This is a genomic window from Pseudomonas sp. UBA6562 (assembly GCF_002434265.1).
Classification (GTDB): domain Bacteria; phylum Pseudomonadota; class Gammaproteobacteria; order Pseudomonadales; family Pseudomonadaceae; genus Aquipseudomonas.
In genome coordinates, this window is the sequence record NZ_DJJS01000006.1 from 730,346 (window position 1) to 747,984 (window position 17,639).

General features: G+C 66.5%; 13 protein-coding genes. 5 read left to right on the forward strand and 8 right to left on the reverse strand.

Translation table 11 applies throughout. The features are described from left to right. Positions 1-64: 64 nt before the first annotated feature. The 3 genes from B4M43_RS10770 to B4M43_RS10780 all read right to left on the reverse strand — a co-directional run bounded on the left by B4M43_RS10770 (position 65) and on the right by B4M43_RS10780 (position 4,525). Positions 65-913: an alpha/beta fold hydrolase gene (locus tag B4M43_RS10770; RefSeq protein ID WP_296266837.1), complete on the reverse strand. Its 849-nt coding sequence runs from the start codon at positions 911-913 to the stop codon at positions 65-67. 413 nt (positions 914-1,326) lie between these two features. Continuing rightward, positions 1,327-2,613, reverse strand: a complete 1,287-nt coding sequence (locus B4M43_RS10775; RefSeq protein ID WP_296266839.1) for an NAD(P)/FAD-dependent oxidoreductase — start codon at positions 2,611-2,613, stop codon at positions 1,327-1,329. Positions 2,614-3,034: 421 nt separating this feature from the next. Continuing rightward, a complete protein-coding gene (locus tag B4M43_RS10780; RefSeq protein WP_296266841.1) occupies positions 3,035-4,525 on the reverse strand; it encodes an aldehyde dehydrogenase family protein in 1,491 nt (496 codons plus the stop codon). A gap of 125 nt (positions 4,526-4,650) precedes the next feature. Here B4M43_RS10780 and B4M43_RS10785 point away from each other — a divergent pair, with 125 nt between their 5' ends. From B4M43_RS10785 to B4M43_RS10795, 3 genes are all read left to right on the forward strand, one after another. Then, complete coding sequence (locus B4M43_RS10785) at positions 4,651-5,541, forward strand: LysR substrate-binding domain-containing protein (RefSeq protein ID WP_296266843.1); 891 nt, start codon at positions 4,651-4,653, stop codon at positions 5,539-5,541. A gap of 105 nt (positions 5,542-5,646) precedes the next feature. Continuing rightward, positions 5,647-7,038, forward strand: a complete 1,392-nt coding sequence (gene hglS, locus B4M43_RS10790; protein WP_296266844.1) for a 2-oxoadipate dioxygenase/decarboxylase HglS — start codon at positions 5,647-5,649, stop codon at positions 7,036-7,038. A 105-nt stretch (positions 7,039-7,143) separates the two neighbouring features. Then, positions 7,144-8,505: a NorM family multidrug efflux MATE transporter gene (locus B4M43_RS10795; RefSeq protein ID WP_296266846.1), complete on the forward strand. Its 1,362-nt coding sequence runs from the start codon at positions 7,144-7,146 to the stop codon at positions 8,503-8,505. On the opposite strand, the gene B4M43_RS10800 is transcribed toward B4M43_RS10795, so the two are convergent. Next, positions 8,502-10,163 (reverse strand): putative bifunctional diguanylate cyclase/phosphodiesterase, encoded by a 1,662-nt coding sequence (locus B4M43_RS10800; RefSeq protein ID WP_296266848.1) that lies wholly within the window; start codon positions 10,161-10,163, stop codon positions 8,502-8,504. The genes B4M43_RS10795 and B4M43_RS10800 overlap by 4 nt on opposite strands. A 236-nt stretch (positions 10,164-10,399) precedes the next feature. Between B4M43_RS10800 and rep the strand changes: the two genes are divergently transcribed. Together rep and B4M43_RS10810 are read left to right on the forward strand one after the other, a co-directional pair. Further along, positions 10,400-12,409, forward strand: coding sequence for a DNA helicase Rep (rep, locus tag B4M43_RS10805; RefSeq protein WP_296266851.1), 2,010 nt, complete (start codon positions 10,400-10,402; stop codon positions 12,407-12,409). Between the two features lie 126 nt (positions 12,410-12,535). After that, positions 12,536-13,105 carry a xanthine phosphoribosyltransferase gene (locus B4M43_RS10810; RefSeq protein WP_296266854.1) on the forward strand — a complete coding sequence of 190 codons (570 nt, stop codon included), beginning with the start codon at positions 12,536-12,538 and terminating at the stop codon, positions 13,103-13,105. 119 nt (positions 13,106-13,224) lie between these two features. Here the strand turns inward: B4M43_RS10810 and B4M43_RS10815 are convergent, their stop codons facing one another. The 4 genes from B4M43_RS10815 to alr all read right to left on the reverse strand — a co-directional run bounded on the left by B4M43_RS10815 (position 13,225) and on the right by alr (position 17,580). Then, a complete protein-coding gene (locus tag B4M43_RS10815; RefSeq protein ID WP_296266856.1) occupies positions 13,225-15,093 on the reverse strand; it encodes an acetyl-CoA hydrolase/transferase C-terminal domain-containing protein in 1,869 nt (622 codons plus the stop codon). A 203-nt stretch (positions 15,094-15,296) separates the two neighbouring features. After that, the gene (locus tag B4M43_RS10820) at positions 15,297-15,683 is read right to left on the reverse strand and encodes a c-type cytochrome (RefSeq protein WP_296267324.1); all 387 of its coding nucleotides are present in this window, start codon (positions 15,681-15,683) and stop codon (positions 15,297-15,299) included. Between the two features lie 175 nt (positions 15,684-15,858). Further along, positions 15,859-16,407 (reverse strand): cupin domain-containing protein, encoded by a 549-nt coding sequence (locus B4M43_RS10825; RefSeq protein ID WP_296266858.1) that lies wholly within the window; start codon positions 16,405-16,407, stop codon positions 15,859-15,861. A gap of 102 nt (positions 16,408-16,509) precedes the next feature. Next, on the reverse strand, positions 16,510-17,580 hold the full coding sequence (alr, locus tag B4M43_RS10830) for an alanine racemase (RefSeq protein WP_296266859.1): 1,071 nt from the start codon (positions 17,578-17,580) through the stop codon (positions 16,510-16,512). Between the last annotated feature and the right edge of the window lie 59 nt (positions 17,581-17,639).

A 17,639-nucleotide genomic window follows, 5' to 3' on the forward strand; every position in this document is an offset into this window, starting at 1 on the left:
ACGGCCAGGCCTTTGCGCAGCGACCTGTGACGCACCGCTGCGCGCTACCTACTGGACAACGGCGTCAGTTCGCCTCGCCCGCAGTGAACCGCACTTCATTCGACAGGAACGCCAGCAGGTCTTCGTTCAGTTGCTGCGCGTGGGTGACGGCAAAGCCATGGGGGGCGCCGGGATAGACCTTGAGCTGCGCGCCGCGAATCTGCTCGGCCGCCTGCTGGCCGGTGGTCTCGAACGGCACCACCTGGTCGGCGTCGCCATGGATCACCAGCGTCGGCACTTCGATCTGCGCCAGGTCCTGGCGGAAATCGGTCTGCGCGAACGCCGTGACGCAGGCCAGGGTGGCGTGGATCGAACCCCGCAGCGCCATGTTGAGGGTTTGCGCCTTCACGCCATCGGAGACGTGCTGGCCTTTGTTCAAGCCATAGAACTGGGTGGCGAAGTCGCTGATGAATTGGGCGCGGTCGGCGCGCACGCCGGCCTTGATGTCTTCGAACACCGCGTTCGCGACGCCTTCGGGATGATCGTCGGCCTGCCCCAACATCGGCGTCACCGACCCCAGCAGCACCAGCCCGGCGACGCGCTCGCCGCCCAGGCGGGCCACATAGCGGGCGACGTCGCCGCCACCCATGGAGAAGCCGACCAGGGTCACCTGGTGCAGGTCCAGGTGGTCGATCAGCTGGGCGATGTCGTCGGCCAGGGTGTCGTAGTCGTAGCCGTCCCACGGCTGGCTGGAGCGGCCGAAACCGCGGCGGTCGAAGGCGATGGCGCGGTAGCCGCGGCTGGCCAGGAACTCCATCTGCGAATCCCACATGTCGGCGTCCAGCGGCCAGCCGTGGCTGAACAGCACGGGTTGGCCATGGCCCCAGTCCTTGTAGTAGAGGGCGGCGCCGTCACGGGTCACGAGGGTGCTCATTGCGATGTCTCCAGGAACGTTGGCAGGTCTTGGTCTTGAGTTCGGAGGGTAGCGAACGTTCAGATTGGCGACTGCCTGGCGCTCGATGCGTAGCGTGCAGGCGATGCTCGTTGGGCGTGAAGGTCTTCACTCGGGTGACGCAACGCCCTTGTAGCGCGATGGTCAGGCTGGCTTGGTGCCTAGAGCACCATCCGCAGACACTGCCCCGCGTGGTACAGCGAAAATCCCGACTCGTAGAATGCCGTACGCAGGCCTGGCGTGCTGTAGCGGGATGGTCAGGCTGTCTGGCCGGGCACCTAGAGCACCACCCGCAAACATTGCCCCGCGTGGTACAGCGAAAACCCCGACTCGTAGAACGCCGTGCGCAGGCCTGGCGTGCTGTAGCGGGATGGTCAGGCTGTCTGGCCGGGCACCTAGAGCACCACCCGCAAACATTGCCCCGCGTGGTACAGCGAAAATCCCGACTCGTAGAACGCCGTGCGCAGGCCTGGCGTGCTGACCGGCTTGGCCGTGGAAAAGCCGAGGGGCAGGCGCTCGGTTTCGCCGCTGAGCAGAAAATCGGCCAGGGCCTTGCCTACCACCGTACCGGTGGTGTTGCCGCGGCCGTTGTAGCCGGTCACCGCCACCAGTCCGGGCGCCGGTTCGAACAGGCGCATGAGGTGGTCGGGGGTGAAGTCGATGCAGCCGGTCCAGTGCAGTTGCCAGTCGATCGTGCCCAGCGCCGGGAAGTAGTGGCGCTGGATGCGGTCGGCCCAACGGCGGACGAACCAGACCGGTTTGTTGTCGACCCGTCCCAGGCTGCCCAGCAACAGGCGGCCCTGGTCGTCGCGGCGGATGCTGCTGAGCACGGTGCGGGTGTCCCACGAGCCTTGGCCGTGGGGCAGTACGGCGTCGGCCTCCGCGCCCTGCAGCGGCGCGGACGCCACCTGGTAGTAGTAGCCGCGGAAGAACTGCTGGCGCAGCGCATTCCAGTCGCCTTCGGTGTAGGCGCCGGTGGAGATCACCACCTGCTGGGCTTGCACCGAGCCCGAGCCCGTCTGCACCTGCCAGTGGCCGTCGGCGCGGGTCAGGCGTTGTACGGGTGTTTGCTGGAAGATCAGACCGCCCAGTCGCGCTACGGCAGCGGCCAGCCCCTGGGTGTAGGCCATGGGGTTGATCGTGCCGGCGCGGTGGTCGAGCAGCGCGGCGGCGATCTTGTCGGTGCCGCAATATTCCTGGCAACGCGCGCCGTCGAGCAGTTCGACCGGCGCACCGCGGCGCGTCCACTGGGCGTGGCGGGCCTGCAAGTCGGCGATGCCGGCGGCGTTGTGTGCCATGTGCAGGGTGCCTTTGCGCTGCGCCTGGCAGTCGATGCCCAAGCGCTCGATGAGCGCGAAGACCTGCGCGGGCGCGTCGCCGAGAGCGGCGTTGAGGCGGCTGCCGGCTTGTTGGCCGAGGGTGGTTTCCACGTCGTCGGGGCGAATCCAAGTGCCGGCGTTGACCAGCCCGACGTTGCGCCCGGAGCCGCCATGGCCGATGGCATGGCCTTCGAGCAGCACCACCGAGCGGCCCTGTTCGAGCAGATGCAGCGCCGCCGACAGCCCGGTGATGCCGCCGCCGATCACGCAGACGTCGGCTTTGTGCTCGCCGGTCAGGTGCTGCACCGGCACGCGTGGGGGCGTGATGGATTCCCACAGACAGCCTTGACGCAATTGGGACATGGTCGGGCTCCAGCAATGTTGTTTTTGTAGTGCGGTGGGTCGGTAGGTCGGAGCGTTGGGGCTTGGTGTACGTTGGAGGTTGCGGGGTGTCTGGATTGGGGCGGCGTTGCCGCCCATCGCGGCTCAAGCCGCTCCCACAGGTCAGTGAGCTGCCTGCCAAATGTCCAGCAACGCACTTTTCCTCTCTCTGTGGGAGCGGCCGGTTCGGCGCTCCGATAAGCAGCTCCTACAATGAGCGCTCATCGCGGCTGAAACTGCCCCTCCACAATAGGAGCCCACCGCCGCTGAAGCCTACGAGAGACTGTGGGAGCGGCCGGTTCGGCGCTCCGATCAGCCGCGATGGGTCGCGCAGCGGCCCCAAATGCCCACTTGCCTGACGCCAGGCATCACACCGCCAACCCCTAGATACGCGGCCAGCCTTTCAGTCGAACACGATCCCCTGCGCCAACGGCAGCTCGCGCGAATAATTCACGGTGTTGGTTTGCCGACGCATATAACCCTTCCACGCATCGGAACCCGACTCACGCCCCCCACCGGTTTCCTTCTCGCCACCGAACGCCCCGCCGATCTCCGCGCCGCTGGTACCGATGTTGACGTTGGCGATGCCGCAATCGCTGCCCGACGCGCTCTGGAAACGCTCGGCCTCGCGCAGGTCGGTAGTGAAGATGCACGACGACAGCCCCTGCGGCACCTCGTTGTTCAGGCGCAGCGCCTCTTCGAAATCGTCGTAGGCCAGCACGTAGAGGATCGGCGCGAAGGTCTCGTGGCGCACCACCGCGCTCTGCGCCGGCATCTCGACGATGGCCGGCGCCACGTAGTAGGCGTTCGGGTATTGCTCGGCCAGTTGCCGGGCGCCACCGAAGACTTCGCCGCCCTCGTCGCGCGCCTGGGCCAGCGCGCCCTGCATGGCTTCGAAGGCCTGCCGGTCGATCAGCGGACCGACCAGGTTGTCCTGGCGCGGGTCGCCGATGCGCACCTTGGCGTAGGCGGCCTTGAGGCGGGTCAGCACCTCGCCCTTGACCGAGCGGTGCACGATCAGCCGGCGCAAGGTGGTGCAGCGCTGCCCGGCCGTGCCGACCGCCGAGAACAGGATGCCGCGCACGGCAAGGTCGAGGTCGGCGCTGGGCGCCAGGATCATCGCATTGTTGCCGCCCAGTTCGAGGATGCTGCGGCCGAAGCGCGCCGCCACCCGCGGTCCGACTTCACGGCCCATGCGCGTGCTGCCGGTGGCACTGACCAGCGCCACCCGCGCGTCGTCGACCAAGGCTTCGCCGGCTTCGCGGCCGCCGATCACCACCTGCGCCAGGCCCGCGGGCGCCTCGCCGAAAGCCTTCAGCGCCTGCTCGAACAGCGCCTGGCAGGCCAGGGCGGTCAACGGGGTCTTCTCTGATGGCTTCCACACCACGGCATTGCCGGCCACCAGCGCCAGGGTGGTGTTCCACGCCCATACCGCCACCGGGAAGTTGAAGGCGCTGATCACCCCGACCACGCCCAGCGGGTGCCAGGTTTCGCGCATGTGGTGGCCCGGACGCTCCGAAGCGATGGTCAGGCCGTACAACTGGCGCGACAGGCCTACGGCGAAGTCGCAGATGTCGATCATCTCCTGCACTTCGCCCAAGCCTTCCTGGGTGATCTTGCCAGCCTCGACCGACACCAGCTCGCCGAGGTCGGCCTTGTGCCGACGCAACACTTCGCCGAACAGCCGCACCAGCTCGCCGCGACGCGGCGCCGGCACGTCGCGCCAGGCTTCGAAGGCGCGCTGGGCATGGTCGATGGCCGCCGTGGTCTGCGCCTCGCCGGCCAGCTCGACCGAGGCGATGCGGCTGCCGTCGATGGGCGTGTGGACCGGGTGGTCACCGCGGCTATGGGCCTGTTCGGCGACGCCCAGACGCTTGAGCAGTGCTGCGACCATCGTATTTCTCCTACATCGGTGGAATGTCGTGGATTTCAGTATTCATCCGATCACATCGGTGCAACAAACGACCTTTACTCCGCTTATCATTCCGCCAACGACTGTTCTGCTGCCCGAGACGCGCGATGTCCAAACGTTTGATGCCCACCATGGCCGCCCTGCAATGCTTCGAAGCCACGGCCCGCCACCTGAGCTTCACCCGCGCCGCCGACGAGCTGCACCTGACCCAGAGTGCGGTCAGCAAGCAGGTCGCGCACCTGGAAGAGATGCTCCACCATCGCCTGTTCCTGCGCATCCGCCGGCGCCTGCAACTGACCCCGGCCGGCAGCCTGTACCTGGCCGAGGTCAGCAAGATCCTGATCCAGGTGGACATGTCCAGCCGCTACGTCCTGACCTACGGCCAACAGACCGAAGTGCTCAAGGTCGCGACCCAACCCAGCTTCGGCGTGCGCTGGCTGATCCCGCACCTCAAGGGCTTTGGCCGGCGACATCCGAACATCCACCTCGACATCCGCAACGAGATGGAGCCATTCGCGCTGCTGCAAGGCGCGGCGGACGTAGTGTTCTTCTTCGGCCAAGGCAGTTGGCCGGGCGCCACCTGCCTGGAACTGTTCGGCGAAGAAGTGCTGCCGGTGTGTGCGCCGGAGCTGCTGGCAGGCGATGCGATAGACAGCGTCGAGGCGCTGGCGCACTGCGTGCTGCTACAGAACGCCTCGCGGCCCGAAGCCTGGCACGAGTGGTTTCTGCAGCAAGGCGTACAGGCGGTCAACAGCTATCAGGGGCCGCGCTTCGACACCTTCTACATGGCCCTGAGCGCCGCGCAATCGGGCTGCGGGGTGGCGCTGGTGCCGCGTTACCTGGCGGCCAAGGAGCTGGCCGAAGGCAGCCTGGTGGTCGCCTGGAACCACGCCATGCCCAGTAAGGGCGCGCATTATCTGGCCTATGCCGAGCATTCGGCGGAGGTGCCGAAGGTACGGGCCTTGGTGGAGTGGGTGCAGGCACAGTTGAGCGTATAGGGTTCGTAGAAGAGGGAATGACAGACGCACTTTTTTTCGCTTGTAGGCGCAGTGCATTCCCGGCTCTCATACACCTGCCCTTTCCGCCGACCCAGGAACCTTGCGATGGCCGCCCAGGATTTCGTCAGCCCCGACCGGATCCGCGCGCAGTTCTCTGCCGCGATGTCGCTCATGTACAAAGAAGAGGTGCCGCTGTACGGCACGCTGCTGGCGCTGGTGGGCGAGACCAACCGGCAGGTGCTGGCCGAACGGCCGGAGGTGGCGCACACCCTGCGCCAGACGGGTGAACTCGAGCGCCTCGACCAGGAACGCCACGGCGCCATCCGCGTCGGCACCGCCGAGGAACTGGCCACCCTCGCCCGGCTGTTCGCGGTGATGGGCATGCAACCGGTGGGCTATTACGACCTCAGTTCGGCCGGCGTGCCGGTGCATTCCACCGCGTTCCGGGCAGTGCACGAAGCGTCGCTGCGCATCAGCCCGTTCCGCGTGTTCACTTCGCTGCTGCGCCTGGAGCTGATCGACGACACCGCGCTGCGCGAACTGGCGCAAGGCCTGCTGGCCCAGCGCCAGATCTTCACCCCGGCCGCCCTTGCTCTGATCGAACGGTGCGAGCGCGACGGCGGGCTCGGTGCGGCCGATGCCGAGCGTTTCGTGCAGGAAGCGCTGCACACCTTCCGCTGGCACCCCGAGGCCACCGTCACTGCCGCGCAGTACCGGCAGTTGCACGACCAGCACCGCCTGATCGCCGACGTGGTGGCCTTCAAAGGCCCGCACATCAACCACCTCACCCCGCGCACGCTGGACATCGACGCCATCCAGGCCGGCATGCCGGCCAAGGGCATCGCGCCAAAAGCCGTGGTCGAAGGCCCGCCCGCCCGGCGCCACCCGATCCTGCTGCGCCAGACCAGCTTCAAGGCCCTGCAGGAGCGGGTCGCCTTCGTCGGCGACAGCGACAGGGGCAGCCACACCGCGCGCTTCGGCGAGATCGAGCAGCGCGGCGCGGCGCTGACGCGCCAGGGCCGCCAACTCTACGACCGCCTGCTCGACGCCACCCGCGCAGCCCTCGGCGGCGTGCCGGCCGAAGCCAATGCCGAACGCTACCGCACGCTGCTGGCCGAGACCTTCGCCGCCTTTCCGGACGATTTGAAGCAGATGCGCGAAGAGCACCTGGCCTACTTCCGCTATTTCCCCACCGAGCGCGGCCTGGCTGCACGCAGCGACCCCGACCGGCCGCTGACCTGGGGAGCGCTGATCGCGGCCGGGCATGTGCAGGTCGAACCGCTGGTCTACGAAGACTTCCTGCCGGTCAGCGCGGCCGGCATCTTCCAGTCCAACCTGGGCGACGACGCCCAGGCCGAATACGACAGCAACGCCAACCGCGAAGCGTTCGAAGCCGCCTTGCAAATGCCCATGCTGGACGAACTGGCGCTGTACGCGCAGAGCCAATACCGCTCCATGCAAGCCTGCGCAGCGGCGTTGGAGCTGCCCAACCTGTAGCGGCCGCTGCGCAGCACGTCAAAGCCCGCGCCAGCGAATTGCTTTTGTACAACCCCGCCCCAGGCCTCAGAATCGGCGGTCCGCCCCGCTCACTCGAAGGCCACCATGCACGTCGCTCCGCTCACCGAACTCAAAGCCCTGCTGCGCCTGGCGGGACCGCTGATCGCCTCGCAGTTGGCGCACATGCTGATGGTGCTGACCGACACTTTGATGATGGCCCGCATCAGCCCCCAGGCCCTGGCCGGCGGCGGCCTGGGCGCGGCCAGCTATTCGTTCGTGTCGATCTTCTGCCTGGGCGTGATCGCGGCGGTGGGCACCCTGGTGGCGATCCGCAAGGGTGCCGGGGACATCGCCGGCGCCACGCGCCTGGCGCAGAACGGCTTGTGGCTGGCCTGGGGCCTGGCCCTGCTGGCCGCCCTGGCCCTGTGGAACCTGAAACCCTTGCTGCTGCTGTTCGGCCAGGACCCGCAGAACGTCGACAGCGCCATGCAGTTCATGACCGTACTGCCGCTGGCCCTGCCCGGCTACCTGACCTTCATGGCCTTGCGCGGCTTCACCAGCGCCTTGGGCCACTCCACCCCGGTAATGGTCATCAGCCTGGTCGGCACCGTGCTCAACTACCTGTTCAACCACGCCCTGATCGAAGGCCTGTACGGCCTGCCGCACCTGGGCCTGATGGGCATCGGCCTGGTCACGGCGGTGGTCTCGCTAGGCATGGCCATCGCCTTGGCGCTGTACATCCGCTGGCACCCGATCTACGCCCCCTACCCGCTGCGCCAGGGCCTGGCGCGGCCGTCGCTCAAGGCCCTGCGCGAACTGCTGCGCCTGGGCCTGCCCATCGGCGGCACCTACATGGTGGAGATCGGCCTGTTCGCCTTCGCCGCGCTGTGCATGGGCGTGCTGGGCAGCACCGAACTGGCGGCGCATCAGGTGGCGTTGCAGATCGTCTCCACGGCCTTCATGGTGCCGACCGGCCTCTCCTATGCGGTGACCATGCGCGTGGGCCTGTATTTCGGCGCGGGTCGACTGCTCGCCGCGCGCAGTGCCGGGCGTGTGGGCATCGGCTTCGGCGCGGCGCTGATGTTCGGCTTCGCCGCGTTGTTCTGGCTACTGCCCGAGGCGCTGGTGGGGATCTTCATCGACCGCGACGACCCGGCCTTCGCGGCCATCTTCCAACTGGCCGTGGCGCTGGTGATGGTGGCCGCGTGGTTCGAGCTGTTCGACGGCGTGCAGACCATCGCCATGGGCTCGATACGCGGCTTGAAGGACGCCAAGACCACCTTCCTCATCGGCCTGGGCTGCTACTGGCTGGTCGGCGCGCCCTGCGCCTGGCTGTTCGCCTTCACCCTCGGCCACGGCGCGGTCGGCATCTGGTGGGGCCTGGCGCTGGGCCTGGGCTGCGCTTCGGTGGCGCTGACCTTCGGTTTCGAGTGGCGCATGCGCCGGCTTCTGGCCCGCCAGGCTTAATTGGCCAGCGCGCGGCTGGCGCCGCTGAGCAGGTAGACCTTGAGCGCATCGATCGGTAGCGGTCGGCTGACCAGAAAGCCTTGCACCTGGTCGCAGCCGAAACCGCGCAGCCACTCCAGTTGTTCGTCGCTTTCCACGCCCTCGGCCACCACCTCCAGGTTGAGGTTGTGCGCCAGGTTGATCATGGCCGGCACCAGCTTGCAGTTGTCCTTGCGTGCGCCCATGCCGGCGACGAAGCTGCGGTCGATCTTGAGCAGGGTGATCGGCAGGCTGTTGAGGTGCACGAACGACGAGAAACCGGTGCCGAAGTCGTCCAGGGAGAAGCGCACGCCCAGGCGCCCGAGGGCATCCATGGTCTGGCGCACCTGCTCGTTGCGGCGCATCACGGCGGTTTCGGTCAGCTCGAATTCCAGCCAGCGCGCATCCACCCCATGCTCGGCGATCAACCGGCTTAAGGTCGCCAGCAACTGGCTGTCCTGGAACTGCCGGAAACTCAGGTTCACCGCCATGTGCAGCGGCGCCAGGCCACTGTTCTTGAGGTGCTGCATGTCGCGCAGGGCACGCGAGATGACCCAGTAGCCCAACGGCACGATCAGCCCGCTCTGCTCGGCCAGAGGCACGAACTCGCTCGGTGGCAGCAGCCCGCGCTCGCCGTGGCGCCAGCGCACCAGCGCTTCCAGGCCGACGATGCGCCCGTCGGCCAGGCTCAGCCGCGGCTGGTAGTGCAGTTCCAGCTCGTCGCGGCGCAGCGCCCGACGCAACTCGCTTTCCAGGTCGGCCAGGCTGCGCGCGTTGCTGTTGATGCGTTCGTTGAACAGGTGGAAGGTGCAGCCCTGCACGGCCTTGGCCTGGCGCATGGCGATGTGCGCGTGCCACATCAGCGGGTCGGCGCCGCCTTGCGCGCGGGCATGGGCCAAGCCCAGGCTGCTGCCCAGCAACAGGCTTTCGCCATCGATCCAGTAGGGCTCGGCCAACGCCTCGGTGATGCGTTCGGCGATGCGCTGGGCGCGGTCGCCGTCGTGCTGGGTGTCGATCAACAGGGCGAATTCGTCGCTGCCCAGGCGCGCCAGATGGTCACCGGTCTCCAGATGCCGCTGCACGCGCGCCACCACTTGCAGGATCAGGCGGTCGCCGCCCTGGTGGCCAAGGGCATCGTTGACGTGGCGGAAGTTGTCTAGATCGAGGTGGCCCAGGGCCAGGCCACGCCCTTCGTTCTGCGTCAGGCGCGCGCTGAGCAGGGCCTGGAATCCCTGACGGTTGGCGATGCCGGTCAGGGGATCCTGCTTGGCCAAGTGCTGCAAGGTGGTGAGCAGCAGCCCACGTTCGCGTACGTGGCGCAGCGAACGGCGCATCACGTCGCCGTCGAACTGGTCGCGTACCAGCCAGTCGCTGGCCCCGACCGGTGCGCTCGAGGGCTCGGCGTCGAGCAGCAGAATCGTCGGCAACGCACAGCGCCCCGGTGCCGGTTGCAGGCTGGGAGTGGCTAGCAGGATGGCCTGGCGATCGTCGGCGAACAGACGGTCGACCGCGTCCCAGTTCGGCGCGTCCAGCAATACCATTCGGCCTTCGAGCCCTTGCAGGCAAAGGCGCAATTGCGCGGCCCACTCCGGGTCATCGGCCAACAACAGCAAACGCAAGGGTTCGGCAGGCGCAGACACGCAGGCTCCTTAGACGCAAAAGGCATGGCGACGGACGACCGTATGCTACTCCACAACTGGAAATGGTTCTCAACAAATAGAGGCACATTGCCGTATATCGCGTCACATTCTGTCGTGCATGCTGCGCTAAAAGTACGGGCGGCGGCAAATGTCATTTGCACGGCGGACGGTCGCGCCATGGCCGTGCATGCCTGCTAGAATGCGCGGCTATTTTCTGGCTACCCCCGGTTTACCGCATGTCCCGACTCAACCCCCGGCAGCAGGAAGCGTGCGACTACGTCGGCGGCCCCCTCCTGGTCCTCGCCGGCGCAGGTTCGGGCAAGACCAGCGTGATCACCCGCAAGATCGCCCACCTCGTACAGAAGTGCGGCATCCGCGCCCAGTACATCGTCGCCATGACCTTCACCAACAAGGCCGCGCGCGAAATGAAGGAGCGGGTCGCCACCCTGCTGCGCCCAGGCGAAGGCCGCGGCCTGACGGTGTGCACCTTCCACAACCTGGGCCTGAACATCATCCGCAAGGAACACGCGCGCCTGGGCTACAAGCCCGGCTTCTCGATCTTCGACGAGACCGACATCAAGGCCTTGCTCTCGGACATCATGCAGAAGGAGTACTCGGGCGACGACGGCATCGATGAAGTGAAGAACATGATCGGTGCCTGGAAGAACGACCTGATCCTGCCCGCCCAGGCCCTGGAACAAGCCCGCAACCCCCGCGAGCAGACCGCTGCCATCGTCTACACCCACTACCAGCGCACGCTCAAAGCGTACAACGCGGTGGACTTCGACGACCTGATCCTGCTGCCGGTCAAGCTGTTCGAGGAACACCGCGACGTGCTGGAGCGCTGGCAGAACCGCGTGCGCTATCTGCTGGTGGACGAATACCAAGACACCAACGCCAGCCAGTACCTGCTGGTGAAGATGCTCATCGGCCAGCGCAACCAGTTCACCGTGGTCGGCGACGACGACCAGTCGATCTACGCCTGGCGCGGCGCGCGCCCGGAAAACCTGATGCTGCTCAAGGAAGACTACCCCTCCTTGAAAGTGGTGATGCTCGAGCAGAACTACCGCTCCACCAGCCGCATCCTGCGCTGCGCCAACGTGCTGATCGCGCACAACCCACACGCCTTCGAGAAGCAGCTGTGGAGCGAGATGGGCGTGGGCGACGAAATCCGCGTGATCCGCTGCAAGAACGAGGACACCGAGGCCGAGCGCGTGGCCATGGAAATCCTCACCCTGCACCTGCGCACCGACCGTCCCTACAGCGACTTCGCCATCCTCTACCGGGGCAACTACCAGGCCAAGCTGATCGAGCTCAAGCTGCAGCACCACCAGGTGCCGTATCGCCTGTCAGGCGGCAACAGCTTCTTCGGCCGCCAGGAGGTCAAGGACCTGATGGCCTACCTGCGCCTGTTGGTCAACCCGGACGACGACAACGCCTACCTGCGAGTGATCAACGTGCCGCGCCGGGAAATCGGCTCGACCACCCTGGAAAAGCTCGGCAACTACGCCACCGAGCGCGGCGTGTCGATGTACGCCGCCAGCGAGGAGCTGGGCCTGGGCGAACACCTGGATGCGCGCTACACCGAACGTTTGCAGCGCTTCAAGCACTGGCTCGACGGTGTGCGCCACAAGGTCGCGCTGGACGATCCGATCGCGGCGCTGCACGCCATGGTGCGCGACATCGACTACGAGAACTGGATTCGCCAGAACACCGCCAGCGACAAGGCCGCAGAGTTCCGCATCAGCAACGTCTGGTTCCTCATCGACGCCCTGAAGAACACCCTCGAAAAAGACGAAGAGGGTGACATGACCATCGAAGACGCCATCGGCAAGCTGGTGCTGCGCGACATGCTCGAACGCCAGCAGGAAGAGGAAGACAACGCCGAAGGCGTGCAGCTGATGACCTTGCATGCGTCCAAGGGCCTGGAATTCCCCTACGTGTTCATCATGGGCATGGAGGAGGAAATCCTCCCCCACCGCTCCAGCATCGAAGCCGACACCATCGAGGAAGAGCGTCGCCTGGCCTACGTGGGCATCACCCGCGCCCGGCAGACGCTGGCCTTCACCTTCGCCGCCAAACGCAAGCAGTACGGCGAGATCATCGACTGCACCCCCAGCCGCTTCCTCGACGAACTGCCGCCCGAGGACCTGGCCTGGGAAGGCCTGGACGATGCCCCGGTGGAGGTCAAGGCCGCGCGCGGCAACACCGCCCTGGCCGACATCCGGGCCATGCTCAAACGCTGACCGGGCACCGAATTCGTAGCTGAACCCACACGGCGTCGCGACCCCCATCGAGACGCATTTGAAGCATTCAACCTTTGCCCCGGCAGCATGGGCCGGGGCCATTTTCGTGACATCGAGGACACCACCGTGGAAGCACTGCAGCAGAAGATTCGCGACGAAGGCATCGTGCTTTCCGACCAGGTTCTGAAAGTCGATGCGTTTCTCAACCATCAGATCGACCCGGCCCTGATGCAGTTGATCGGCGACGAGTTCGCGCGCCTGTTCGCCGAGGCGGGCATCACCAAGATCGTCACCATCGAGGCCTCGGGCATCGCCCCGGCGGTGATGACCGGCCTGCGCCTGGGCGTGCCGGTGATCTTCGCGCGCAAGCACCAGTCGCTGACCTTGACCGAGAACCTGCTGACCGCGTCGGTGTACTCGTTCACCAAGCAGACCGAGAACACTGTGGCCGTCTCGCCGCGCCACCTCAACAGCAGCGACCGCGTGTTGGTGATCGACGATTTCCTGGCCAACGGCAAGGCGTCCCAGGCGCTGATCTCGATCATCAAGCAGGCCGGCGCCACCGTCGCGGGCATCGGCATCGTGATCGAGAAGTCGTTCCAGGGCGGCCGCGCCGAGCTGGACAGCCAGGGCTACCGCGTGGAATCGCTGGCGCGGGTGAAGTCGCTGGAAGGTGGCGTGGTGACGTTCCTGTAAAAAAGAGCGTGTGGGCCGGCTTTGCCGGCCATCGCGGCTGATCGGAGCGCCGAACCGGCCGCTCCTACATGGATTTGCGAAGGCCAGCGTGATTACACGGAGCACCGAACCAGCCGTGCCTATGGATGGCTGGTCGCTTGCAATGCAGCCAACAGCAAACGCCGTTGCAGCTTTTGCTTGAAGCCTTCGGGTGCCTCCAGCTGCATGCGCCGCATATGCGCGGCATAGGCGCCGGGCGACGGCGCGCCCAGCGCGGCCTTTGCCAGCTCCAGGGCCTTGCCAGGCTTGGCCCGGCGCTTGAGCCAGTCCAGCGCCCGCAGCAGGTCGGCCTCCTCGTCGGTGAAATCGCTACCCAGTGGGAAGTCCGCGAAGAACTGCCCGTGGCGCGCACGAATCCGCTCCAGGCGTTCGGGGTAGTTGTCGGTGAACCGCGCGGGCAACTGGAAATCCTTGGCCAGCTTGCCGGCCTTCTTGGCCTGGGCCATCAGGTCTGCTTGGAAACGTGAGTCGCACACCGCCAGCAACCGCGCGATCACCTCACTGTCGGTCTGCCCGCGCAGGTCGGCGATGCCGTACTCGGTCACCACGATGTCGCGCAGGTGGCGCGGGATGGTGCAGTGGCCGTACTGCCAATACAGGTTCGAGCTGACCTTGCCCTGCGCCTCGCGCCAACTGCGCAACAGCAGCACCGAGCGCGCGCCCTCCAGGGCATGGGCCTGGGCGACGAAGTTGTACTGCCCGCCCACGCCGCTGAGTACCCGGCCGTTTTCCAGCTGGTCGGCCACACCGGCGCCCATCAGCGTCGCGGCGAACACCGTGTTGACGAAACGTGCGTCGCGGCGCTGACGCCGTTTGCGCGCCTCGTCGCCATGCAACTCGTTGATGAAGCTGATGGCAGTCATGACGAAGCGTTCGCGCTCGGCCAGGGGCATGTCGCGCAGCTGCTGGTAGAAACGTCGCGGGCCAAGGAAGAAGCCGCCATGCACGAGCGCACCGTCTTCGTCGGCCGGGCGCCGCACGATGCCGGCCTCGGCCAGCACCAGCAGGCCGTTGACGAACATTTCGCTGCAACCGTACAGCCCTTGCGCAAAGGGTTCGAGGCCGCCCTCCTGGTCGATCAGCGCTTGCCAGGGGCTCAGGTCCAGCGCGTCGAGCAGCGCCCGGTAACCGCCGTTCTGCTGCTCGCGGGCCAGCAGCGCCGCAGCCACCGCATCGCCCATGGCGCCGATGCCGATCTGCAAGGTGCCGCCATCGCGCACCAGGGCACTGACGTGCAGGCCGATGCAGTGGTCCTGGGTGGTCACGGGCATGTTGGGCGTGGAGAACAGCCGACGCTGTTCGGGCTCTGCGATCAGCAGATCGAACTGGTTTTCGCTCAGCTCGGCATCGCCCGGCATGTACGGCAGCTCGGCGTGCACCTGGCCGAGCACGAGAATGGTTTCGCCCGCCGCGCGACGCTTGGCCACCATCGGCAGCAGGTCGAGGGTGATGTCCGGGTTGCAGGCCAGGCTCAGCTGGCCCGGCCGCTCGGGCGTGGCCGCCACCAGTTGGGCGATCAGGTTCAGGCCCTTGGCGTTGATGTCGCGGGCGGCGTGGCTGTAGTTGCTGCTGACGTAGTCCTGCTGCGCGGCGTCGCTGTGCAGCAGACTGCCGGGCTGCATGAAGAACTGCTCGACGCGGATGTTGGGCGGTAGGCGGTCACGGCGCAGGTCGATCAGGTAGTCGAGCTCTTCGTAGTCGGCGAAGACCCGTTCGACGAAGGGCTCGAGGAACCGTCGCTGCAAGCCATCGCCCAAAGGCGGACGCCCCAGGCTCAGGGCCGTGTAGAGGGTGAGGCGCCGCTCGGGGCAGTCACGGATGCGCGCGTACAGGGCGTTGACGAAGGCATTGGGCTTGCCCAGGCCCAGGGGCAGGCCCATGTGGATGTGGGCTGGAAGCTGCGCCAGCACCTGGTCTACCGCCTGATCGATCGAGCACCGCTGCGCCATCGTGGCCTCCATGAGCGTCCGGGGATGCGCACGTTGGACCCGTACTCAGGCGCTTTTGCTGCAAGCCTGCTTGATGTAGGCGCCGCCCATACGCATGGCATCTGTGGCCGCGAGCAGCTGGCGCCCCGGTTTCCTTACGATGGCCGATGCAACCTCAGGCAGGCACTGCGCAGCGGCTGGACAGGTTGCGCCAGACGCTGCGCTTACAGGCCCGACATCTTCTGGATCGCCTGCTTGAGCTCGTCGTCCGAACAATCGGCGCAGGTACCGCGTGGCGGCATGGCGTTGAGGCCGGTGATGGCTTTGGCGAGGATGCCGTCGAGGCCGCCCTGGTGGTCGGCCCGTTCCTTCCAGGCGGCGGTGTCGCCGATCTTTGGCGCACCGAGCAGGCCAGGGCCGTGGCAGGCGTTGCAATGCTTGGCGATCACCTCATCGATGTTCTTCGCACCGCCCGCACTGCTGGCTGTCGCCGCCACGTCCATGCCTTTGCATTCCTGCCCCTGGACGCACACCTGGCCCACGGGCGCGAGGCGCTTGGCGAGGTCGTCGTTGGTCGCTGCCTGGGCACCAAGCGCCCACAGGGCGAGCATAACGGCTGGGAGGGCCAGCCTCGTCTTGATCTGGTTCACGCTTACACCCTCATGGTGGCTGATCTCGCCCACGGTCACGGTCTACGCGGGCGCCGGGAGTATAACGACAAGCCTTTAGCCTCGGAACGACCCCACATTGCAAAGGGCTATCGAACAGCCGATAGCCTGCGCCAGATCAAAAGTTCGAGGGGGTGGCCGCGCTGATCAACCGCGCCGGTTCGGCGAAGGGGTTGCGAAAGCGGTGCGGGCGAGTGCTCTCGAAGTAGTAGCTGTCGCCGGCTTCGAGAATGAAGGTCTCATGGCCGACCACCAGTTCCAGGCGCCCTTCGAGGAGGATGCCGGTCTCTTCGCCATCGTGGGTGAGCATCTCGATGCCGGTGTCGGCACCTGGCGGGTAGACCTCGTTGAGCAAGGCGATGGCGCGGTTGGGGTGGGATTTGCCGACCAGCTTCATGGTCACGGCGCCGTCGGAAATGTCGATCAGTTCATCGGCCTTGTAGACGATCTGCGCGGTGCTTTCCGGTTCCAGCTCGACGGAAAAGAACTCGACCATCGACATGGGGATGCCGCTGAGCACCTTGCGCAGCGAACTGATCGAAGGGCTTACGCTGTTCTTTTCGATCATCGAAATGGTGCTGTTGGTCACCCCGGCGCGCTTGGCCAGTTCCCGCTGGGAAAGGCCCTTGAGCTTGCGAATGGCTTGCAGTCGTTCGCCAACGTCCAAAGCGGAGCCTCCTGAAACGGTCGAGTAGCGGCAAATGTGGCCGATATGATGGCGACCGCGTTCAGGATTTACAACACTGCGGCCCGCTCGCTCGGCGCGCGACTAGCCCGCGTAATCGCGCGGCACGCGCTTGAGGTTGCAGAAGATCTGATACGGGATGGTGCCGGCCTGGGTCGCCACGTCGCTGGCCAGGACCTGCTTGCCCCACAGTTCCACCGGGCTGCCGACCACGGCCTCGGGGACGTCGGTCAGGTCGACGCAGAGCATGTCCATCGATACCCGGCCGATCAGCCGCGTGCGCGTGCCGGCCACCACCACCGGCGTGCCCGTGGGCGCCTGCCGGGGGTAGCCGTCTGCATAACCCATGGCGACCACGCCTACGCGCGACGCTTGGGTAGTGGTGAAGTGGCCGCCATAACCCACCGGCTCGCCGGCCGGCAATTCGCGCACACTGATCAGCCGCGATTGCAGGGTCATCACCGGTTGTAGGCGCGAGGCCTCGGCCTGGGGCACCTCGAAAGGCGTGGCGCCGTAGAGCATGATGCCGGGTCGCGCCCAGTCGCTGCTCACTTGGGGCCAACCCAGCACGGCTGGCGAGTTGCTCAGGCTGCACTCGGCCACCAGGCCCTCGCGCGCAGCCTGGAACACTGCCAGTTGCTGCGCAGTGGTGTCGGCATCGAGCTCGTCCGCACGGGCGAAGTGGCTCATCAGCACGATGCGCGCTACCTTGCCGCTGGCAAGCAGCCGCTGATAGCCGTCGCGGTATTCGAGCGGCGACAGGCCGGCGCGGTGCATGCCGCTGTCGAGCTTGAGCCAGACCTTGAGGGGCTTGTGCACGGGCGTCCGTTCGATGGCCTCTACTTGCCACAGCGAATGCACCACGCACCACAGGTCGTGCTCGGCGATCAGCGACAGTTCGCTGGCCTCGAAGAAGCCTTCTAGCAGCAGTACCGGGGCTTTGATCCCTGCCGCACGCAATTCCAGCGCCTCTTCGATGCAGGCCACGGCGAAACCGTCAGCCTCGGTTTCCAGCGCCAGCGCGCAGCGCACCGCGCCATGGCCATAGGCATCGGCCTTGACCACCGCCAGCGCCTTGGCGCCGGACAGCTCGCGGGCGAGACGGTAGTTGTGGCGCAAGGCCTGGAGGTCGATCAGGGCACGGGCGGGACGCATGTCTGCAGCCTTCTGGCAGGTCGGGTGATAAGTCGAACCCAGGCACGCCGTGGCCTGGG